Consider the following 17,448-nt stretch of genomic DNA (forward strand, 5'->3'; position numbering starts at 1 on the left):
GTCAGGCGCTCGGGTCGAACACGATCACCTGGCGGATCACGTCGCCCCGGCCGAGGGCGCCGAGCGCGTCGTCGACCTGTTCGAGGCGCAGGCGGTGACTCACCATGCCCTCCAGGTCGAGCCGGCCGGCCCGCCACAGCGCGATCAACCGGGGGAAGTCGCGCGGCGGATAGGCCGAGCCGTAGAGCGAGGGGATGATGCTCTTGCCCTCGAAGAGCAGCTCGAACGGGTTGAACTCGACCTGGTGCTCGGCCCGGCCGGCGCCGACCACGACGACGGTGCCGCCGCGACGGGCCGCGGACCACGCCGTACGCAAGGTTTGCGGAAGGGCGACCACGTCGAAGGCGTAATCGAATCCCTCTCCCCCGGTGATCTCGGTGACCAGGTCGCTCAGCCGGTCGGGGGTGACCGCGTGGGTGGCGCCGAAGCGGCGGGCCACCGCGAGCTTCTCCGGCACGGTGTCGACCGCGACGATCTGCGCGGCGCCGGAGAGCCGGGCGCCCTGGATCGCCGAGATGCCCACCCCGCCGCAGCCGATGACCACCGCGGTCTCCCCCGGCCGCAGTTTCGCGGTGTTGACGACGGCACCCACCCCGGTCATCACGCCGCAGCCGACCAGCGCGGCCACCTCGTAGGGCACGTCGTCGTCGATGCGCACGGCACCGATCCGCGGCACCACCATCTCCTCGGCGAAGGCGCCGCAGCCGGCCATCCCGAACACCGGCAGGTCGCCGGCCATGAAGCGGGGCATCGCGTACCCGGTCATGACGTGGGTCATGCACAGGAACGGCAGGCCGCGCACGCACTCGGCGCAGGTGCCGCAGGACGGCAGCCAGTTGACGATGACGCGGTCGCCCACCGTCAGGTCGTCGATGCCGTCGCCGACCTCGAGCACGTCGCCGGCCGCCTCGTGGCCGAGCACCGCGGGCATCGGCTGGGGCAACCCACCGTCGCGGGCGGACTGGTCGGAATGGCAGACACCGGCCGCGCGCACCCGGATCCGGATCTCGCCCGGGCCGGGCCCGAGCACGGTCACGTCGTCGCGAACGTCGAGTTTCTCGCCGAGGTCGTGCAGCACAGCGGCCCGCATCTCGCCACCCCTCGTTCGTCGGCAGAACTAGAACGCGTTCTACGCTAGGACCGAGCAAGCGTTTGGGCAAGTAGGATCGGCCGGTGACAACCACGAAGAAGGCCGCGCCACCGTCGGAGCGCCGCACGCATCTGATCCGGCTGGCCGCCGACCTGTTCGCGGAGAAGGGTTTCCGGGCCACCACGGTCCGCGAGATCGCCGACGCCGCCGGCATCCTCTCCGGCAGTCTCTACCACCACTTCGACTCCAAGGAGTCGATCGGCGACGAGATCCTCCGCGAGTTCCTCGACGACGTGGTCGGCGGCTACCGGTCAGCGGTCGCCGGCACCGACGACCCACGGGTCGCGATCGAGCGGATGGTGCGCTTCAGCACGGCCGCGCTCAGCCGGCACCGGGCCGCCCTGACCATGCTGCAGAACGACTGGGCCTACTTCAGCGCCCAGAAACGCTTCGCCTATTTGCGCACGGCGATGAGGGAGATCGAGCAGACCTGGATCGACCAGTTGGAGCGGGGCAAGCGGGACGGGCAGTTCCGGGCCGACCTCGACGCCCGGCTGATCTACCGGCTGCTGCGCGACATCCTGTGGATCCCGACCTCGTGGAAGCAGAGCCGGGGTAAGTCCTGGAAGACCGACGAGATCGTCGACGGTCTGCTGCGCCTGCTTTTCGACGGCATCAACGCGCGCTAGTCTCCCAAGCAAGCGCTTGGGAGGTGCGATGGGCCGACTGGACGGCAAGGTGGCACTCATTACCGGCGGCGCCCGTGGCATGGGCAAGTCGCATGCCCGGCACTTCGCCGCCGAGGGCGCCCGGGTGGTGATCGGCGATGTCCTCGACGACCGCGGCCAGGCCGTCGCCGACGGCCTCGGCTGCCACTACGTTCACCACGACGTGACCAGCGAGGCCGACTGGACCGCCGCGCTCGCCGCGGTCCAGGCCGCCCACGGCCGGCTGGACGTGCTGGTCAACAACGCCGGCATCCTGCGGCACGGACCGATCGCCGAGATGGACCCGGCCGTGTTCCGGCAGGTCATCGACGTCAACCTGGTCGGCTGCTGGCTCGGTGTGCACTTCGCCGCGCCCGCGATGATCGCGGCCGGCGGCGGCTCCATCGTGAACGTGTCGTCGATCGAGGGTTTCGCCGGCGCGGCCGGCCTGTCCGCCTACAGCGCCAGCAAGTTCGGCATCCGGGGCATCACCCGGTCCGCCGCGCAGGAGCTGGGGCCGGCCGGCATCCGGGTCAACTCGGTGCACCCCGGTGGGGTGATGACCTCGATGGCGATCGCCGCCGCCGAGCACCTCACCGACGTCGACCCGGCCGCGTTCCTCAAGGCACTGCCGATCGCCCGGTTCGCCGAGCCGATCGAGATCTCCCGCCTGGTCGCGTTCCTCGCCTCGGACGAGTCGTCCTACACCACGGGCGCCGAGTTCGTCGCCGACGGCGGGCTCCTCGCCGGGCCGGGGTACTGAGATGCCCGGGGTTCTGGCAGACCGCGTGGCCATCGTCACCGGCGCCGGCCAGGGGCTCGGTGCGGCCGAGGCATCCGCGCTGGCCGCGGCGGGCGCGCGCGTCGTGCTCAACGATCTGCCCGGTCCGGCCCTCGACCGGGTGGCCGAGCACATCCGCGCGGCCGGCGGCGAGGCCGCGATCTGCCCCGGCGACGTCGCCGAGTGGTCCACCGGCGAACTGCTGGTGCGCACGGCAGTCGGTGGATTCGGCGGCCTCGACATCCTGGTCAACAACGCCGGGGTGCTGCGCGACCGGATGGTCTTCTCGATGTCCGAACAGGAGTGGGACACCGTCATCCGGGTGCACCTGCGCGGCCATTTCGTGACGACCCGCCTCGCCACCGCCCATTGGCGGGCACAGAGCAAAATCAACAACCGGCCGGTGTACGCCCGGATCGTCAACACCGCCTCGGAGGCATTCCTGCTCGGCTCGGCCGGGCAACCCAACTACGCGGCCGCCAAGGGCGGGATCGTGGCGCTCACGCTCGCCACCGCGCGCGGCTGCGCCCGCTACGGGGTGCGCGCCAACGCCATCTGCCCGCGCGCCCGCACCGCGATGACCGGGTCGCTGATGGGCGCACCACCGGACGGCCCCGACCCCCTCTCCCCCGCCCGCGTCGCCCCGCTGGTCATCTACCTGGCCGGGCCGGCCGGTGAGCGGATCACCGGCGAGGTCTTCGTGGCGCACGGCGACATGGTGGCGCTGCTCGGCCCGCCGACCGTGCGGGCCGCCTTCCACGCCTCGGGCGACCAGTGGACGGTCGACGAGCTGGACGCCACGCTGGGCAAGGTGTTCACCGCCGACCCGCCGCAGCCCGGCTTCGTCTGCTCGGAAACACTGCCGCTGGCTGCTTCGACTCTCGGCGAGGACTGATGAAACAGCGCGACACCGTCTCCATGCCCACCGCCGACATCGAGAAGCTCCTGGACGGCGGCCGCAAACTCCAGCTCGCCACCATCAACCCGGACGGCACACCGCACCTGATCAGCATGTTCTACGCGATGCTCGACGGCCGGATCGCGTTCTGGACCTACCGCGCCTCGCAGAAGGCCCGCAACCTGGCCCGCGACCCCCGGGTGACCTGCCTGGTCGAGGACGGCGACGACTACTTCGAGCTGCGCGGCGTGCAGATCGCCGGCGAGGTGCGGCGGATCGACGACCTGGCCGGGGTGACCGAGATCGGCCGCCTGGTCGCCGCGCGGATGGCCGGCCAGGACGCCGCGGTGCTCGACGATTACGTCGCGCACGCGGCGACCAAGCGGTCGGCCTACCTGGTCGAGCCGCGCCGGGTGGTCAGCTGGGACCACCGGCGCCTGGCCGGCTGATCACATCATCTCGTCGCCGGTCGGGATCAGGACGGTCTTGACCTCGGTGTACGCCTCGATCGCCGTGCGCCCGCCCTCGCGCCCCAGCCCCGACTGCCCGAACCCGCCGAACGCCACGTGCGGTTCGAGCTGGTAACCGTTGATGCCGACCGTCCCGGCCCGTACCGCGCGCGCCATCCGGATCGCCCGCTTGACGTCCGCGGTGTAGACGGTGGCGGCCAGCCCGTACGAGGTGTCGTTGGCCAGCCGGATCGCCTCGTCCTCGTCGGTGAACGGCACCACCGCGAGCACCGGCCCGAAGATCTCCTCGCGGGCGATGGTGGCGTCGTTGGACACGTCGGCGAAGACGACCGGCTCGACGAAGTTGCCGGCCGCCAGCTCACCGTCCGGCCGCCCGCCGCCGCACACCAGCCGGGCACCCTCGGCCTGCCCGCGCTCGATGTAGCCGAGCACCCGCTCCAGCTGTCGCTCGTTGATCAGCGGCGAGGCGGTGACCTCCGGGTCGAACGGATCGCCGTAGGTGACCAGGGTGGTCATGCCCTCGGCGATGGCCAGGAACTCGTCGTACACGTCCCGGTGGACCAGTGCCCGGGAGTGCGCCACGCACGCCTGCCCGGACAGGCCGAGCGTCACGGTGCCCATGGTGAGGGTCGCGGCCGCGTACACCTCGGCGTCCGGGAAGACGATCGACGGGCTCTTGCCGCCGAGTTCGAGACTGACCCGCTTCATCCCCTCGGCCGCGGCCGCGAGCACCCGCTTGCCGACGGCCCGGCTACCGGTAAAGGTGATCTTGTCGAGCAGCGGGTGGGTGATCAGCGCCTCGCCGGTCGGGTCACCCGGGCCGGTCACCACGTTGAGCACGCCCGCCGGGAGCCCGGCCTCCTCGAGCAACCGGGCCAGTCGCAGCGCCGCGAACGTCGCGAACTCCGACGGCTTGAGCACCACGGTGCAGCCGGCCGCGAGGGCCGGGGCGATCTTCTGCGCGGCCAGCAGCAGCGGGCCGTTCCACGGCACCACCGCGGCCACCACCCCGACCGGCTCGCGCAGGGTCATCACCAGGTGGTCGCCGCCCTGGTAGCCGGGCAGCGTCTCGCCGGCCAGCTTGTCGACCCAGCCGGCGTGGTGGTCGAAGACGTCGGCCACGCACTCGATCGACATGGCGTACTCGTCGCCGAAGGTCAGCGGCACGCCGTTGTCCAGCGCCTGCAGCGTGCGCAGCTCGTCGGTGTGCGAGCGGATCAGGTCGGCCGTCCGGCGCAGCACGGTGATCCGCTGCTTGGCCCGGGACCGCGACCACGATCCTTCATCGAAGGCGCGGCGGGCGGCGCGCACGGCCGCGTCCACGTCGGCCGCCGTGGCCACCGCGAAGTCGCCGACCTGCTCCCCGGTGGCCGGGTGCTGGTGGGTCCAGGTGCGGCCGTCGGCCGCGGGCCGCCACACGCCGTCGATCAGCAGCTCGCCGGTGCTCAGGCCGACCGCGTCCCGCCTCGTCTTGATCGAGAGAACCATCCGGCACCTCCGGTACGGGGAATTGAAACACGTTCTATTTCTGCGCAGGGTACGCCGCGGCCCGCAGGTCCGCCAGATAGCCCGGCCACTCCCCACCGCCGTGCACGGCGAGGGCCGCTCCGGACACATAGGAGGCCAACGGCGAGGCCAGCAGCAGACAGACCCCGGCAACCTCGGCCGCGGTCGCGGGCCGCCCGAACGGCACGGTGCGCGTCACCGCCTCCGGGTCGAGCCCGAGGCCCACCCCGGCGTCCGGTCCGATCTGCGCCGCCGCCCCGGAATCGGGCCCGGCCGGCGCCATCGGCCCGGAATCGGCCCCCACCGCCGACCTGGAATCGGGCCCGGCACCCGCCACCGCCCTGGAGTCGGGCTCGGCCTCCGCCACCGGCCCGGGGATCACGCTGTTGACCCGCACCGCCGGCGCCCATTCGGCGGCCAGGGTGGTCGCGAGGTGGTGCAGGCCGGCCTTGGCCGCGCCGTAGGCGGCGGTGCCGGGCGACGGCCGCGTGCCGCTCACGCTGCCGATCATGAGGATCACGCCGCCGCCGGGCTGCCGCTGCATGACCGCGTTGGCCGCCTGCGACACATGCAACGGCGCGAGGAGATTGAGCTCGATGATCTTCGCGTGCAGCCTCGGCGAGGCCGTCGCGGCCGGCGCGGGCGGCGCCCCGCCGGCGTTGTTGACCAGCACGTCGATCCGCCCCAGCCGGGCGACCGCGGCCTCGACGAGCGCGGCGGCCTGCGCCGGGTCGCGCACGTCGGATCGAAAGAAATCGGGCGCCCGACCCCCGTCGCGCGCACCCGCCCCGTCGACATCAGGCACCCGACCCCCGTCGCGCGCACCCGCCCTGTCGACATCAGACACCCGACCCCCGTCGCCCACAGCCTCCCTGTCGAAATTGTCCGCGCGCACCGAATCGCGGGCATCGGCATCAGCGGCGGCCGACGGATCGGGTGGGGTGCGGCCGCAGACCAGCACTCGCGCGCCGGCCGCGAGAAAGGCCGCGGCGATCGCGGCGCCGATCCCCCGCGTTCCGCCGGTCACGACCACGGCGCGGCCGGTGAAGTCGAGTGGGTCCATCGACGAATGCTAGCCGACCAAGCAAGCGCTAGGTTAGCCTCGCCGCATGGGCGTACATCTGGAGCGCGGCCCGGTCGCCGAGGTGGTGATCGATTTCCCGCCGGTCAACGCGGTGCCGGCGGCCGGCTGGCTGTCCATCGCCGAGCTGGTCACCGCGGCCGGCACCGACCCGGAGACCCGGGTGGTCGTGCTGTCGGCCGAGGGCCGCGGCTTCTGCGCCGGCGTCGACATCAAGGAGATGCAGCACTCCGCCGGCCATGACGTGCTGCTGGCTGCCAATCGGGGCTGCGCCGCCGCGTTCGCCGCCGTCTACGACTGCCCGGTCCCGCTGGTCGCCGCCGTGCAGGGCTTCTGCCTCGGCGGCGGCATCGGCCTGGTCGGCAACGCCGACCTCATCGTCGCCGCCGACGACGCCACCTTCGGCCTGCCCGAGGTCGACCGGGGCGCACTCGGCGCGGCCACCCACCTGGCCCGCCTGGTGCCACCCCAGCTGATGCGGGCGATGGTCTACACCTGCCGCCCGGTCACCGCCGCCGACCTGCACCGTTTCGGCACGGTCCACGAGGTCGTGCCGAAAGACCGGCTGCGCGCCGCCGCGCGGGCGGTGGCCGGCGAGATCGCGGCCAAGGACCCGGTGGTCATCCGCCGGGCCAAGGAGGCGCTCAACGGCATCGACCCGGTCGACGTGAAGCGGTCGTACCGGTTCGAGCAGGGCTTCACGTTCGAGCTCAACCTCAACGGCGCCGGCGACCGCGCCCGGCAGAGATTCGTGGAGGGCGCATGACCGTGATGACGGTCGACGACGTGGTCGCCGAGCTGCGGGACGGCATGACGGTCGGCATCGGCGGCTGGGGGTCGCGCCGCAAGCCGATGGCGCTCGTCCGGGCCGTCTGCCGGGCCGGCCTGCGCGACCTCACCGTGGTCTCCTACGGCGGGCCGGACGTCGGGCTGCTGGTCGCGGCCGGCTGCGTGCGGCGGGTGGTCACCGGTTTCGTGTCGCTCGACAGCATCCCGCTCGAACCGCACTTCCGGCAGGCCCGCCAGCGCGGCACGATCGAGCTGACCGAGTACGACGAGGGGATGCTCTACTGGGGACTGCTCGCGGCGGCCAACCGACTGCCGTTCCTGCCGATCCGGGCCGGTCTCGGTTCGGACGTGCCACGAGTCAATCCAGATCTGCGAACCGTGCTTTCGCCGTACCCGGACGGCAGCGAGCTGATCGCCATGCCGGCCGTGACCCTGGACGCCGCGCTGGTCCACCTGAATCGCGCCGATAGGCGCGGCAACGCGCGTTATCTCGGCCCGGACCCGTACTTCGACGACCTGTTCTGCCTGGCCGCCCGCCGCCGCTACGTCTCCTGCGAGCGGCTGGTCAGCACCGCGGAGCTGGTCGACGGCGGACCGCCGCAGGGCCTGCTGCTCAACCGGATGATGGTCGACGGCGTGGTGGAGACCCCGCACGGCGCGCATTTCACGAGCTGCGTCCCCGATTACGACCGGGACGAGGGATTCCAGCGCGAATACGCGACGGCCGACTGGGATCGCTTCCGCGCCACCTACCTGGACGGCGACGAGGAGCACTACCAGAAGGCGGTGGCCGCGCGATGACCCGGGCCGACGTCTGCGTGGTGGCGTGCGCCGAGGCCTGGCGCGGTGACGGCGCGCTGCTGGCCTCCCCGATGGGCCTGATCCCCCGGCTCGGCGCCCAGCTGGCGCAGCTCACCTTCGCGCCGTCGCTGGTGCTCAGCGACGGCGAGGCCACCCTGACGTACGGCGACGAGGTGGAGGGCTGGCTCCCGTACCGCGCGGTGTTCGGCGTCGTCGCGGCCGGCACCCGGCACGTGATGATGGGCGCGAGCCAGATCGACCGCTTCGGCAACCAGAACATCTCCTGCGTCGGCGACTGGTCCCGCCCCACCCGGCAGCTGCTCGGCGTGCGCGGCGCACCCGGCAACACGGTCAACCACACGACCAGCTACTGGGTGCCCCGGCACGAGCCGCGCGTGTTCGTCGACCACGTCGACATGGTGTGCGGCGTCGGCCACGACCGGGGTGCGGTGGAGATCCGGGTGGTGGTGACAAATCTGGCCGTCCTCGACTTCGCCACGCCCGACCGGTCCATGCGGCTGCGCTCGGTGCATCCCGGCGTGTCCGTCGCGGAGGTCCAGGCGGCCACCGGTTTCCCGCTCACCGTGCCGGTCGAGGTACCCGTCACCCGTTCACCCACGGCGTCGGAGTCGGCGTTGATCCGCGACCGGCTCGACCCGGACGGCCGGCGGGAAAAGGAGATCCGGTGAGAACCCGGCTCACCGACCTGCTCGGCTGCCGGCACCCGATCGTGCAGACCGGCATGGGCTACGTCGCCGGCGCCAGGCTGGTCGCCGCGACATCAGCGGCGGGCGGCTTCGGCATCGTCGCTTCCGCGACGATGACCCTCGACCAGCTGCGGGACACGGTCCGGGAGATTCGCGCCCGCACCGATGCGCCCTTCGGGGTCAACATACGCGCCGACGCGCCGGACGCTCCCGCCCGGATCGACCTGCTGATCAGCGAGAAGGTGCGGCTGGCCTCGTTCGCCCTGGCCCCGGACCGCGACCTGATCCGCCGCTGCGCCGACGGCGGGGTGCTGACGATGCCGTCGGTGGGCGCCCGCCGGCACGCCGAGAAGGTGGCCGACTGGGGCGCCGACGCGGTGCTGGTGCAGGGCGGCGAGGGCGGCGGCCACACCGGCCCGGTGCCGACCACGCTGCTGCTGCCGCAGGTCGTCGACGCCGTCGCCGTCCCGGTGGTTGCGGCGGGCGGTTTCTTCGACGGCCGCGGTCTGGTGGCGGCCCTGGCCTACGGCGCCGCCGGCATAGCGATGGGCACCCGTTTCCTGCTGACCTCGGACAGCCCGGTCGCCCCGGAGGTGAAGCAGCACTACCTGGCCGCCACGGTCACCGGCACGGTGGTCACGACCCGGATCGACGGCGTGCCACACCGGGTGCTGCGCACCCCGTTCGTCGACACCCTGGAGCGCTCCGGCCCCGTTGCTCAGCTGATCCGATCGGTCCAGCACGCGGCGGGGTTCCGCCGGGAGGCCGCCCTGTCCTGGCCGGCCCTGTTGCGAGCCGGCCGCGCCGCCCGGCACGGCCGCGACCTGCCCTGGGCGCAGACGCTGATGGCCGCCAACACGCCGGCCCTGCTACGAAAGTCCATGGTAGACGGCAACCCCTCAGCCGGCGTGATGTCCGCCGGCCAGGTAGCCGGCCTGATCGACGACCTGCCGTCCTGCGCCGAGCTGATCGACCGCATCATGAAGGAGGCCGACGACCGCCTGACCGCCCTCACCGCCGTTCGATGACGGTTACGTTGGCCTGGCCACCGCCCTCGCACATGGTCAGCAGGCCGTAGCGACCTTCGCAGCGCTCCAGCTCGTGCAGCAGGCTGGTGAGCAGCCGCGCACCGGTGGCGCCGAGCGGATGCCCCAGGGCGATCGCCCCGCCGTTCACGTTGACCCGGGCCGGGTCGGCTCCGGTCTCCGCCAGCCAGGCCAGCACCACGCTCGCGAACGCCTCGTTGACCTCGAACCGGTCGATGTCGGTGACCCGCAGACCGGCCCGGGCCAGTGCGTGCGCGGTCGCCTCGATCGGCGCGGTGAGCATCAGCACCGGGTCGCCGCCGCGGGCCGACAGGTGCCGGATCACGGCGCGCGGGCGCAGGCCGTGCGCGCGGACCCCGTGGCCGGAGGCGACCAGCAGAGCCGCGGCGCCGTCGGCGATCTGGCTGGACGTCGCGGCCGTGGTGAGGCCGCCCGGCCGCAGCGGGGCAAGCCCGGCCATCCGCTCGGCGCTGGTGTCCCGGCGCGGGCACTCATCGCGGTCGCAGACGGAGATCGGCACAGTCTCGGCGCGGAAGCGGCCCTCGTCGATCGCGCTCACCGCCCGCCGATGGCTCGCCAGTGCCCACTCCTCGAGGTCGGCCCGCCCCAGCCCCCATTTGGCCGCGATGTCGTCCGCGCTGCGGAACTGGGAGACCTCCTGATCCCCGTAGCGCGCCGCCCAGCCCGCGGACCCCCGGTACGGCCCGCCGGGTGCCATCGCGCTGCCGATCGGCACCTGGCTCATGCTCTGCACGCCGCCGGCCACCACCAGATCGGCCGTACCGCTCATGACCGCCTGCGCGGCGAAGTGCACCGCCTGCTGGCCCGAGCCGCACTGCCGGTCGACGGTCACGCCGGGCACGTGTTCGGGCAGGCCGGCCGCGAGCCACGCGGTGCGTGCGATGTCGCCCGCCTGCGGGCCGAGCGTGTCGACGCAGCCGAGGATCACGTCGTCGACCGCGGCCGGGTCGACGCCCGTCCGGTCGAGCAGCGCGGCGATCACCTGGCCGGCGAGGTCGGCCGGGTGCACGCCGGCCAGGCCGCCGCCGCGCCGGCCGACGGGCGTGCGGAGCGCGCCGACCAGGTATGCGGTTTCCACGGTTGACGCCCCTCCGCCGGATGGACTCTACTAGAACTTGTTCTAATCTATGACACCGGGCGGGCACATGCACGTGGGATACACACCCGAGCAGGAGCAGCTCCGCCGGGAGCTGCGGGCCTACTTCGCCGACCTGATGACGCCGGAGCTGCGCGCGGCGCTCACCGACGAGGACGGGGAGTACGGCGACGGCGGGGCTTACCGTGCGGTGGTGCGCCGCCTGGGCCGGGACGGCTGGCTGGCGCTGGGCTGGCCCCGGGAGCACGGCGGCGGCGGGCGCTCCCGCCTCGACCAGCTCATCTTCGCCGACGAGGCGGCGATGGCCGGCGTGCCGGTGCCGTTCCTGACCATCTACACGGTCGGGCCGACCATCGCCCGGCACGGCTCCGACCAGCAGCGGGCCGAGCTGCTGCCGAGGATCGCGGCCGGCGAGGTGCACTTCTCGATCGGCTATTCGGAACCGGAGGCCGGCACCGACCTGGCGGCCCTGCGCACCCGCGCGATCCGGGACGGCGACGCGTACGTCATCAATGGTCAGAAGATGTGGACCAGCCTGATCCGGTACGCCGATTACGTCTGGCTGGCCTGCCGCACCGATCCGGAGGCGCCGCGCCACAAAGGGTTGTCCATCCTGGTGGTGCCGACCGACGCGGCCGGCTTCTCGTGGACGCCGGTGCACACCGTGGCCGGCCCGACCACCAGCGCGACCTACTACTCGGACGTGCGCGTGCCGGTGTCCGCCCGGGTCGGCGCCGAGAACGAGGGCTGGCGCCTGATCACCGACCAGCTCAACCACGAGCGGGTGGCGCTCACCTCGGCCGCTCCGTTGCGCCGAGCGCTGGACGAGGTCATCGAGTGGGCGATCGCGACCCGGCGGATCGACCAGGAATGGGTGCGGCTGCACCTGGCCCGGGTGCACGCCAAGGCCGAGGTCCTCAAACTGCTGAACTGGCGGGTGGCGGCGGGCGAGGACGGCCCGCCCGCGGCCGTACGGGCCTCGGCCGGCAAGGTGTACGGGACGGAGCTGGCCGTCGAGGCGTACCGGTTGCTGATGGAGGTCCTCGGCCCGGCCTCGACCGTGCGCGGCGGCTCGCCCGGCGCCCTGCTGCACGGCCGGATCGAGCGCGCGCACCGCTCCGCCCTGATCCTCACCTTCGGCGGCGGCACCAACGAGGTGCAGCGCGACATCATCGCGGCCGGCGCCCTCGGCCTGCCGGTCCGGCGATAGGAGACCCGATGGATTTCTCGCTCAGCGGCGAGGCACGCGACCTGGCCGCCCTCACCCGCGACCTGACGGCCTCCGGCCGATCCCTCTGGCCGGCGTTGGCCGAGGCCGGCGTGCTGGCCGCGGCCCTGCCGAAAAGGGCCGGAGGCGAGGGGTACGGGCTGGTGGAGCAGTGCGCGATCCTGGTCGAGCTGGGTCGGGCCGCCGCCACCGAGGTGCCGTACCTCCCCTCGATCGCCGTGGCGGCGTCGACCCTGGCCCGGTTCGGCAGCGACGAGTGGGTCGGCCCGGCCGGCCGTGGTGAGGTCGTGCTGACCGCCGCGCCGCTCGGCTCGGTCGACGCCCGGCCGGACGGTGCCGCCTGGCGCCTGGACGGCGAGGTGACCGCGGTGCCAGCGGCGACCGACGCCGTACTGATCCTGGTTCCGGCCGGGCCGGACGTGTTCCTCGTACGGCCGGGCGACGCGGGCGTCACCGTCGAGCCGCAGCGGGTCGCCGGCGACCCCGGAGCGGGCCTGCTCCGGCTGGCCGGGGCGGTCGGCCATCCGCTGGAGGGTGCGTCCGCCCGGCTGTCGGCGCACGCCACCGTCGGCGCCTGCGCCGCCCAGCTCGGCGTGGTCGAGCGGGCCCTGGAGATGACCGCCGAGTACGCCCGGGAGCGCGTCCAGTTCGGCCGCCCGATCGGCTCGTTCCAGGCGGTGTCGCAGCGGCTCGCCGACGCGCACATCGACGTCGAGGCGCTGCGGCTGTCGTTGTGGCAGGCGGCCTGGTTGCTGGCCGAGGACCGACCGGCGGCGGCCGAGGTGGCGACGGCCGGTTTCTGGGCGGCCGAGGCGGGTCATCGGGTGCTGCACACCGCCGTCCACGTCCACGGCGGCGTCGGCCTCGACGTCGATTACTCGCTGCACCGCTATTTCCTGGCCGCCAAGCACCACGAGTTCCTGCTGGGCGGCGCCACCGGACAGCTCCTCGCTCTGGCCGAGACCTTCCCGACGGAAATAGAACACGTTACAGTCCGGGGATGAGGTTCAGTCTCGGGATCGCGCTCAGCCCGCTCGACCAACTCATCGACCTGGCGCAGACCGCGGAGGAGTGCGGCTTCGCGTCCATCGCGCTGCCCGACTCGCTCTTCTACTCCGAAGAGGTCAGCGCGAAATACCCGTACACCCCGGATGGAAGTCGTTTTTGGACGGCCGAGACACCGTGGGCCGATCCGCTCGTCACGGCCGCGGCGCTCGGAGCGGCGACCAGCAACATCCGGTTCTACACGCAGGTGCTCAAGCTCGGCCCGCGCAATCCGGTGCTGCTGGCCCGGCAGGTCGGATCGGTGGCCCACCTGACCGGCAATCGGTTCGGCCTCGGTGTCGGCCTGGGCTGGTCGCCGGAGGAGTCGCTGTGGTGCGGCGCCCCGTTCGCCGATCGCGGCGCGCGCGGCGACGAGGCGATCGAGGTGCTGAAACTGATCCTCGGCGGCGGCATGGTGGAGTACCACGGCAAGCACTTCGATTTCGGCCGCCTCCAGATGAGCCCGGCACCGACCGCGCCGGTGCCGATCTACGTGGGCGGTCACGCCGACGTGGCACTGCGCCGCGCCGCCCGGGTCGGCGACGGCTGGTCCTCGGCCATGATGCGCTTCGACGACCTGCGCGCGGTCATCGCCCGGCTCGCCGAGCTGCGCGCCGAGTACGGCCGGGCCGACGACCCCTTCGAGATCCAGGCGGTGTGCATCGACCGCTTCGGCCTGGACGGCTTCCGGCAGCAGGCCGAGGCCGGCGTGACCGACGCGATCGTGGTGCCGTGGCGTTTCTACGGCACCGGCTTCGACGGCCCGCTGGCCGCCAAACGCGACGGCCTGCGCCGCTTCGCCGACGAGGTGGTCGCCAAGCTCACGTGACCCGGGGGTGCCCTCGCCGTGCGGCCAGGAGGCAGGATCGACCTCATGAAGCTGCATGAGCGTATCGACGGGCGGTTGCGGTCCTTCATCGAAGCGCAGCCGATGTTCTTCGTGGCCACCGCGCCGAACGGCCCCGGCGGCCACGTCAACGTCTCGCCCAAGGGGATGGGCGGCACGTTCGTGGTGCTCGGCGAGCATCGGGTGGCATACCTGGACTATCACGGCAGCGGCGCGGAGACGATCGCCCACCTGAGCGAGAACGGCCGGATCACCGTGATGTTCTGCGCCTTCGAGGGCCCGCCCAACATCGTGCGGCTGCACGGCCAGGGCCGGGCCGTCCCGGTCACCTCCCCGGAGTACGCCGATCTGTCCCGCGCGTTCCCCGCCCCGCCGGACACCCACGGCGTCCGCTCGGTGATCGACATCGAGGTCGACCGGATCAGCGACTCCTGCGGCTACTCGGTCCCGCTGATGTCCTACGAGGGCGACCGCGACCTGCTGATCCGCTCCCACGAACGCCGAAGCGACGAGGACCTGGCCGAGTACCGCCGGGTGAAGAACAGCGTGAGCATCGACGGCCGCCCGATCTTCTCCGAGGCCCAGCCCGGCACCTCTTGAGTACGGTGGCAGCATGAAACCACCGGCGCAGTTGCCGATCATCGCGGTGGCCAGCGGCAAGGGCGGCGTCGGCAAGTCGAGCGTCGCGGTCGCGATCGGCCGGGAACTGGCCCGCTCCGGCCGCAAGGTCGGCCTGGTCGACGCCGACATCGCCGGCCCCGACGTGCCCCGCATGCTGGGCCTGCGCCGCGACGCGCCGGCCAGGACGATCACCCTCGCATCGTGGGGTCGCGGCGGCAAAGCCGGACCCGGCCTGGAAGCGATGGAGGTGGACGGCCTCAAGGTCGCCTCCGCGGGCTTCCTCATGTCCGGCAGCCAGGGCCTGGCCCTCGGCTCGGACCTGGGCGACTTGATGCTCGGCCGCCTGATCAAGGAAACCAACTGGGGCGACGTCGAAGCCCTGATAGTGGACCTGCCACCAGGCATCAACTTCACCCAGCAGGGTGTCCTCTCCGGCGCCGGCCGGGTGACGACGATCCTGGTGGTGACCCCGGCCGAGGTCTCCCACCTGGACACCAGCCGCGCACTGACCACCCTCCGCCAGGTGCGGACGCCGGTGCTGGGCGGCGTGGAGAACATGGCCTACTTCGAGTGCCCGTGCTGCGGCGAGAAGACCGAACTGCACGAGCCGGCCCCCGCCGACCGCACCATCTGGGCCGACGGCGTGCAACGCCTGACCCGCCTGCCGTTCCGCCCGAAGGCGGAGATCGCCCCCACCGACCTGACCCCGGTCCTCGAAGCGGTAGCGGCACACATCGAGGCGTGAGCCAAGGCCGCCGGCCCTGCTCCCACAAAGCGGGAATCCCGAAAGCTCCTTAATCGATGTCGGTGAACGCGGCGTCGACCTCGGCCGTCGTCAGGCCGAAATCGTCCAGCGTGTAGCGGTGGGTCGGCTGCCTCGCGGTTGATCGGAAATCCGTCATCGCGGCTCGGGCCCGCTCGGTCAGCGGCGCGCCCAGCCGGTCGTAGATGGCCTCTACCGTGCCCAGCGGGTCGGCCACGAAGGTGTCGTAGTCGACGTCGATGAAGTGGGACCGGTCGTGGCGGGCTCGGTCGGTCGCGAAGCGCCGCAGGCCTCGGGACCACGTTGCCAGCTGGTCTCGGCCCAGCAACTGGCCGTTGAACACCGTTGACCAACCGGCGCAGGCCTGGGCGTTGAGGCTGCATACCGAGGCGATCGCCGCTCGCGGGGCGCGGTGGGTCTGGATGATCACGGCGTCGGGGTAGGCGGCCAGCAGCGCGTCCAGGGCGAACAGGTGGCTGGGGTTCTTCAGCACCCAGCGGCGGTCGGGGTCGTGCAGGCCGATCAGCTGGAGGTTGCGGCGGTGGCGCTGGTAGGCGGCGGTCCAGTCCTGGGCGCTGAGCCACGCCGCGTAGGACGGGATGTGGGCCAGGCATTCGAAGGACACCGACATCATCGACTGGAGCAGCAGCCGCCAGCACTCCTCGACCTGGTCGGCCGCCGTGTAGTGCGCGCCCACGAACGCCGGGTTCGCCTCGTGGTGCTGTTCGTAACCGGCCTGCAGGGTGGCATAGATCGGGTTCGACTCCCAGGTCGCGCGGGGTGGCCGGGGCTGCGGCACCTCGGTCAGCCACAGTTCGAGGCCCTGGTTCGCGGGGTCTGCGGTGAGCAACCGGTGCAGGGCGGTGGTGCCGGTGCGGGGCAGGCCGGTCACGAAGACCGGGCGGGGCACCTCGACCGAGGCGTGCGACGGGAACTGCTTCCAGGCGGCCTCGCTGAGCAGCCTGGAAACCAGGGCCGAGCGCAACAGCGCCCGGGACACCTTGCTGCCGGCCGGGGTCAGGGCCGCTTCCGTGCCGTACGCCTGAAGCAGCGCAAGCATCCCGGCGCGATAGTCGCCGTCGCCGAAATCGTCGAGGCCGGTCCGGCGGGTCGCCGAGGCGTGCAGCTCGTCGATGGTGCCGACGTCGGTGCGCGTGTCCTGCATGCGAACCCCCTCAGTGATGGAACTCGCCGCAGTTGACGTCGAGGCACTGGCCGGTGATGCCGCGGGCCAGTTCGGAGGCGAGGAACAGCACCGCGTCGGCGACCTCGTCGGGCAGCGGCAGGCGGCGCAGGTCGGTGGTGGCCGCGATCTCGTCGTAGATCTGCCGGGCCGGCACCTCGCGCTCGGCGGCCTGGTAGTCGAACCACATGCGCAGGCTGTCCGCCCAGATCCAGCCGGGCGCCACCGAGTTGACCCGTACCCCTTTGGGCCCGAGCTCGCCGGCCAGGTTCTGCGCGACCGCGAGCAGCCCGGCCTTGGCCAGTTTGTACGGCCCGAACGGGCGCCGGGAGTGCCGCAGCACGGCCGAGTTCACCATCACCACCGCGCCGGCCGAGGCGACGAGCGCGGGGGTCAGCAGCCGGGTCAGCCGGAGCGCGGCGAGCACGTTGACGTCGAAGCTGGACCGCAGATCGTCCAGGTCGACCTTGCCCAGGCTGCGCATCGGCGGCATCACGAACGCGTTGTTGACGAGGGCGTCGACCCGGCCGAACTCGTCGATGGCGGCCCGCACCAGGGCCGCGCTGGAGTCGTCGTCGGTGAGGTCGGTGGGCACGGCGAGGGCCTGGCGGCCGGCCGCGGTCACCTTCCCGGCCACCTCGGCCAGGTACGACTCGGTGCGCGCGGCGAGCACCACGTCGGCGCCGGCCTGGGCGGCCCGCACCGCGACGGCCTGGCCGAGGCCGGGCCCGACCCCGGCGACCAGAACGACTTTCTCGGCGAGCAGCAC

19 protein-coding genes are annotated in these 17,448 nt (G+C 72.6%); 13 read left to right on the forward strand and 6 right to left on the reverse strand.

The features are described from left to right. Position 1: 1 nt before the first annotated feature. On the reverse strand, positions 2-1,090 hold the full coding sequence (locus Ato02nite_RS19245; protein WP_213007951.1) for a Zn-dependent alcohol dehydrogenase: 1,089 nt from the start codon (positions 1,088-1,090) through the stop codon (positions 2-4). 83 nt (positions 1,091-1,173) lie between these two features. Between Ato02nite_RS19245 and Ato02nite_RS19250 the strand changes: the two genes are divergently transcribed. The 4 genes from Ato02nite_RS19250 to Ato02nite_RS19265 are packed head-to-tail and all read left to right on the forward strand — an operon-like array spanning position 1,174 to position 3,925. Continuing rightward, positions 1,174-1,779 carry a TetR/AcrR family transcriptional regulator gene (locus Ato02nite_RS19250; protein WP_213007952.1) on the forward strand — a complete coding sequence of 202 codons (606 nt, stop codon included), beginning with the start codon at positions 1,174-1,176 and terminating at the stop codon, positions 1,777-1,779. A 28-nt stretch (positions 1,780-1,807) separates the two neighbouring features. Continuing rightward, positions 1,808-2,560, forward strand: coding sequence for a glucose 1-dehydrogenase (locus Ato02nite_RS19255; RefSeq protein ID WP_213007953.1), 753 nt, complete (start codon positions 1,808-1,810; stop codon positions 2,558-2,560). A gap of 1 nt (position 2,561) precedes the next feature. Beyond that, positions 2,562-3,473 (forward strand): SDR family NAD(P)-dependent oxidoreductase, encoded by a 912-nt coding sequence (locus Ato02nite_RS19260; RefSeq protein ID WP_213007954.1) that lies wholly within the window; start codon positions 2,562-2,564, stop codon positions 3,471-3,473. Further along, complete coding sequence (locus tag Ato02nite_RS19265; RefSeq protein WP_213007955.1) at positions 3,473-3,925, forward strand: pyridoxamine 5'-phosphate oxidase family protein; 453 nt, start codon at positions 3,473-3,475, stop codon at positions 3,923-3,925. The genes Ato02nite_RS19260 and Ato02nite_RS19265 overlap by 1 nt, the downstream gene beginning before the upstream one ends. Here Ato02nite_RS19265 and Ato02nite_RS19270 read toward each other — a convergent pair whose 3' ends face one another. Next, positions 3,926-5,434: an aldehyde dehydrogenase family protein gene (locus tag Ato02nite_RS19270; protein ID WP_213007956.1), complete on the reverse strand. Its 1,509-nt coding sequence runs from the start codon at positions 5,432-5,434 to the stop codon at positions 3,926-3,928. Positions 5,435-5,468: 34 nt separating this feature from the next. Next, positions 5,469-6,515 (reverse strand): SDR family oxidoreductase, encoded by a 1,047-nt coding sequence (locus Ato02nite_RS19280; protein ID WP_246607203.1) that lies wholly within the window; start codon positions 6,513-6,515, stop codon positions 5,469-5,471. Positions 6,516-6,561: 46 nt separating this feature from the next. On the opposite strand from Ato02nite_RS19280, the gene Ato02nite_RS19285 reads away from it, so the two are divergent. Genes Ato02nite_RS19285 through Ato02nite_RS19300 form a run of 4 tightly spaced genes read left to right on the forward strand, consistent with a single transcriptional unit; the run spans position 6,562 to position 9,858 of the window. After that, on the forward strand, positions 6,562-7,299 hold the full coding sequence (locus Ato02nite_RS19285; RefSeq protein WP_213007957.1) for an enoyl-CoA hydratase family protein: 738 nt from the start codon (positions 6,562-6,564) through the stop codon (positions 7,297-7,299). Beyond that, positions 7,296-8,123, forward strand: a complete 828-nt coding sequence (locus tag Ato02nite_RS19290) for a CoA transferase subunit A (protein ID WP_213007958.1) — start codon at positions 7,296-7,298, stop codon at positions 8,121-8,123. Before Ato02nite_RS19285 ends, Ato02nite_RS19290 begins: the two co-directional genes overlap by 4 nt. Continuing rightward, positions 8,120-8,812 carry a CoA-transferase subunit beta gene (locus Ato02nite_RS19295; protein WP_213007959.1) on the forward strand — a complete coding sequence of 231 codons (693 nt, stop codon included), beginning with the start codon at positions 8,120-8,122 and terminating at the stop codon, positions 8,810-8,812. Before Ato02nite_RS19290 ends, Ato02nite_RS19295 begins: the two co-directional genes overlap by 4 nt. Before the next feature lie 53 nt (positions 8,813-8,865). Next, positions 8,866-9,858, forward strand: a complete 993-nt coding sequence (locus Ato02nite_RS19300) for an NAD(P)H-dependent flavin oxidoreductase (protein ID WP_246607213.1) — start codon at positions 8,866-8,868, stop codon at positions 9,856-9,858. On the opposite strand, the gene Ato02nite_RS19305 is transcribed toward Ato02nite_RS19300, so the two are convergent. Further along, on the reverse strand, positions 9,842-10,975 hold the full coding sequence (locus Ato02nite_RS19305; RefSeq protein ID WP_213007961.1) for an acetyl-CoA C-acetyltransferase: 1,134 nt from the start codon (positions 10,973-10,975) through the stop codon (positions 9,842-9,844). The two genes, Ato02nite_RS19300 and Ato02nite_RS19305, sit on opposite strands and share 17 nt — an antisense overlap. 67 nt (positions 10,976-11,042) lie before the next feature. Here Ato02nite_RS19305 and Ato02nite_RS19310 point away from each other — a divergent pair, with 67 nt between their 5' ends. The 5 genes from Ato02nite_RS19310 to Ato02nite_RS19330 are packed head-to-tail and all read left to right on the forward strand — an operon-like array spanning position 11,043 to position 15,478. Beyond that, complete coding sequence (locus tag Ato02nite_RS19310; protein WP_213007962.1) at positions 11,043-12,203, forward strand: acyl-CoA dehydrogenase family protein; 1,161 nt, start codon at positions 11,043-11,045, stop codon at positions 12,201-12,203. A gap of 8 nt (positions 12,204-12,211) precedes the next feature. Beyond that, entirely contained in the window at positions 12,212-13,225 is a 1,014-nt protein-coding gene (locus tag Ato02nite_RS19315) for an acyl-CoA dehydrogenase family protein (RefSeq protein ID WP_213007963.1), read from the forward strand. Beyond that, positions 13,222-14,094, forward strand: coding sequence for a TIGR03619 family F420-dependent LLM class oxidoreductase (locus Ato02nite_RS19320; RefSeq protein WP_213007964.1), 873 nt, complete (start codon positions 13,222-13,224; stop codon positions 14,092-14,094). Before Ato02nite_RS19315 ends, Ato02nite_RS19320 begins: the two co-directional genes overlap by 4 nt. Positions 14,095-14,139: 45 nt before the next feature. Next, positions 14,140-14,712 carry a pyridoxamine 5'-phosphate oxidase family protein gene (locus tag Ato02nite_RS19325; RefSeq protein WP_213007965.1) on the forward strand — a complete coding sequence of 191 codons (573 nt, stop codon included), beginning with the start codon at positions 14,140-14,142 and terminating at the stop codon, positions 14,710-14,712. 13 nt (positions 14,713-14,725) lie between these two features. Next, complete coding sequence (locus Ato02nite_RS19330) at positions 14,726-15,478, forward strand: Mrp/NBP35 family ATP-binding protein (protein ID WP_213007966.1); 753 nt, start codon at positions 14,726-14,728, stop codon at positions 15,476-15,478. Positions 15,479-15,527: 49 nt separating this feature from the next. On the opposite strand, the gene Ato02nite_RS19335 is transcribed toward Ato02nite_RS19330, so the two are convergent. Then, positions 15,528-16,661 carry a sulfotransferase family protein gene (locus Ato02nite_RS19335; protein ID WP_213007967.1) on the reverse strand — a complete coding sequence of 378 codons (1,134 nt, stop codon included), beginning with the start codon at positions 16,659-16,661 and terminating at the stop codon, positions 15,528-15,530. A gap of 10 nt (positions 16,662-16,671) precedes the next feature. Continuing rightward, positions 16,672-17,448 (reverse strand): SDR family oxidoreductase, encoded by a 777-nt coding sequence (locus Ato02nite_RS19340; RefSeq protein ID WP_213007968.1) that lies wholly within the window; start codon positions 17,446-17,448, stop codon positions 16,672-16,674.

Origin of the sequence: Paractinoplanes toevensis, assembly GCF_018332695.1 — a bacterium.
Taxonomy (GTDB): domain Bacteria; phylum Actinomycetota; class Actinomycetes; order Mycobacteriales; family Micromonosporaceae; genus Actinoplanes; species Actinoplanes toevensis.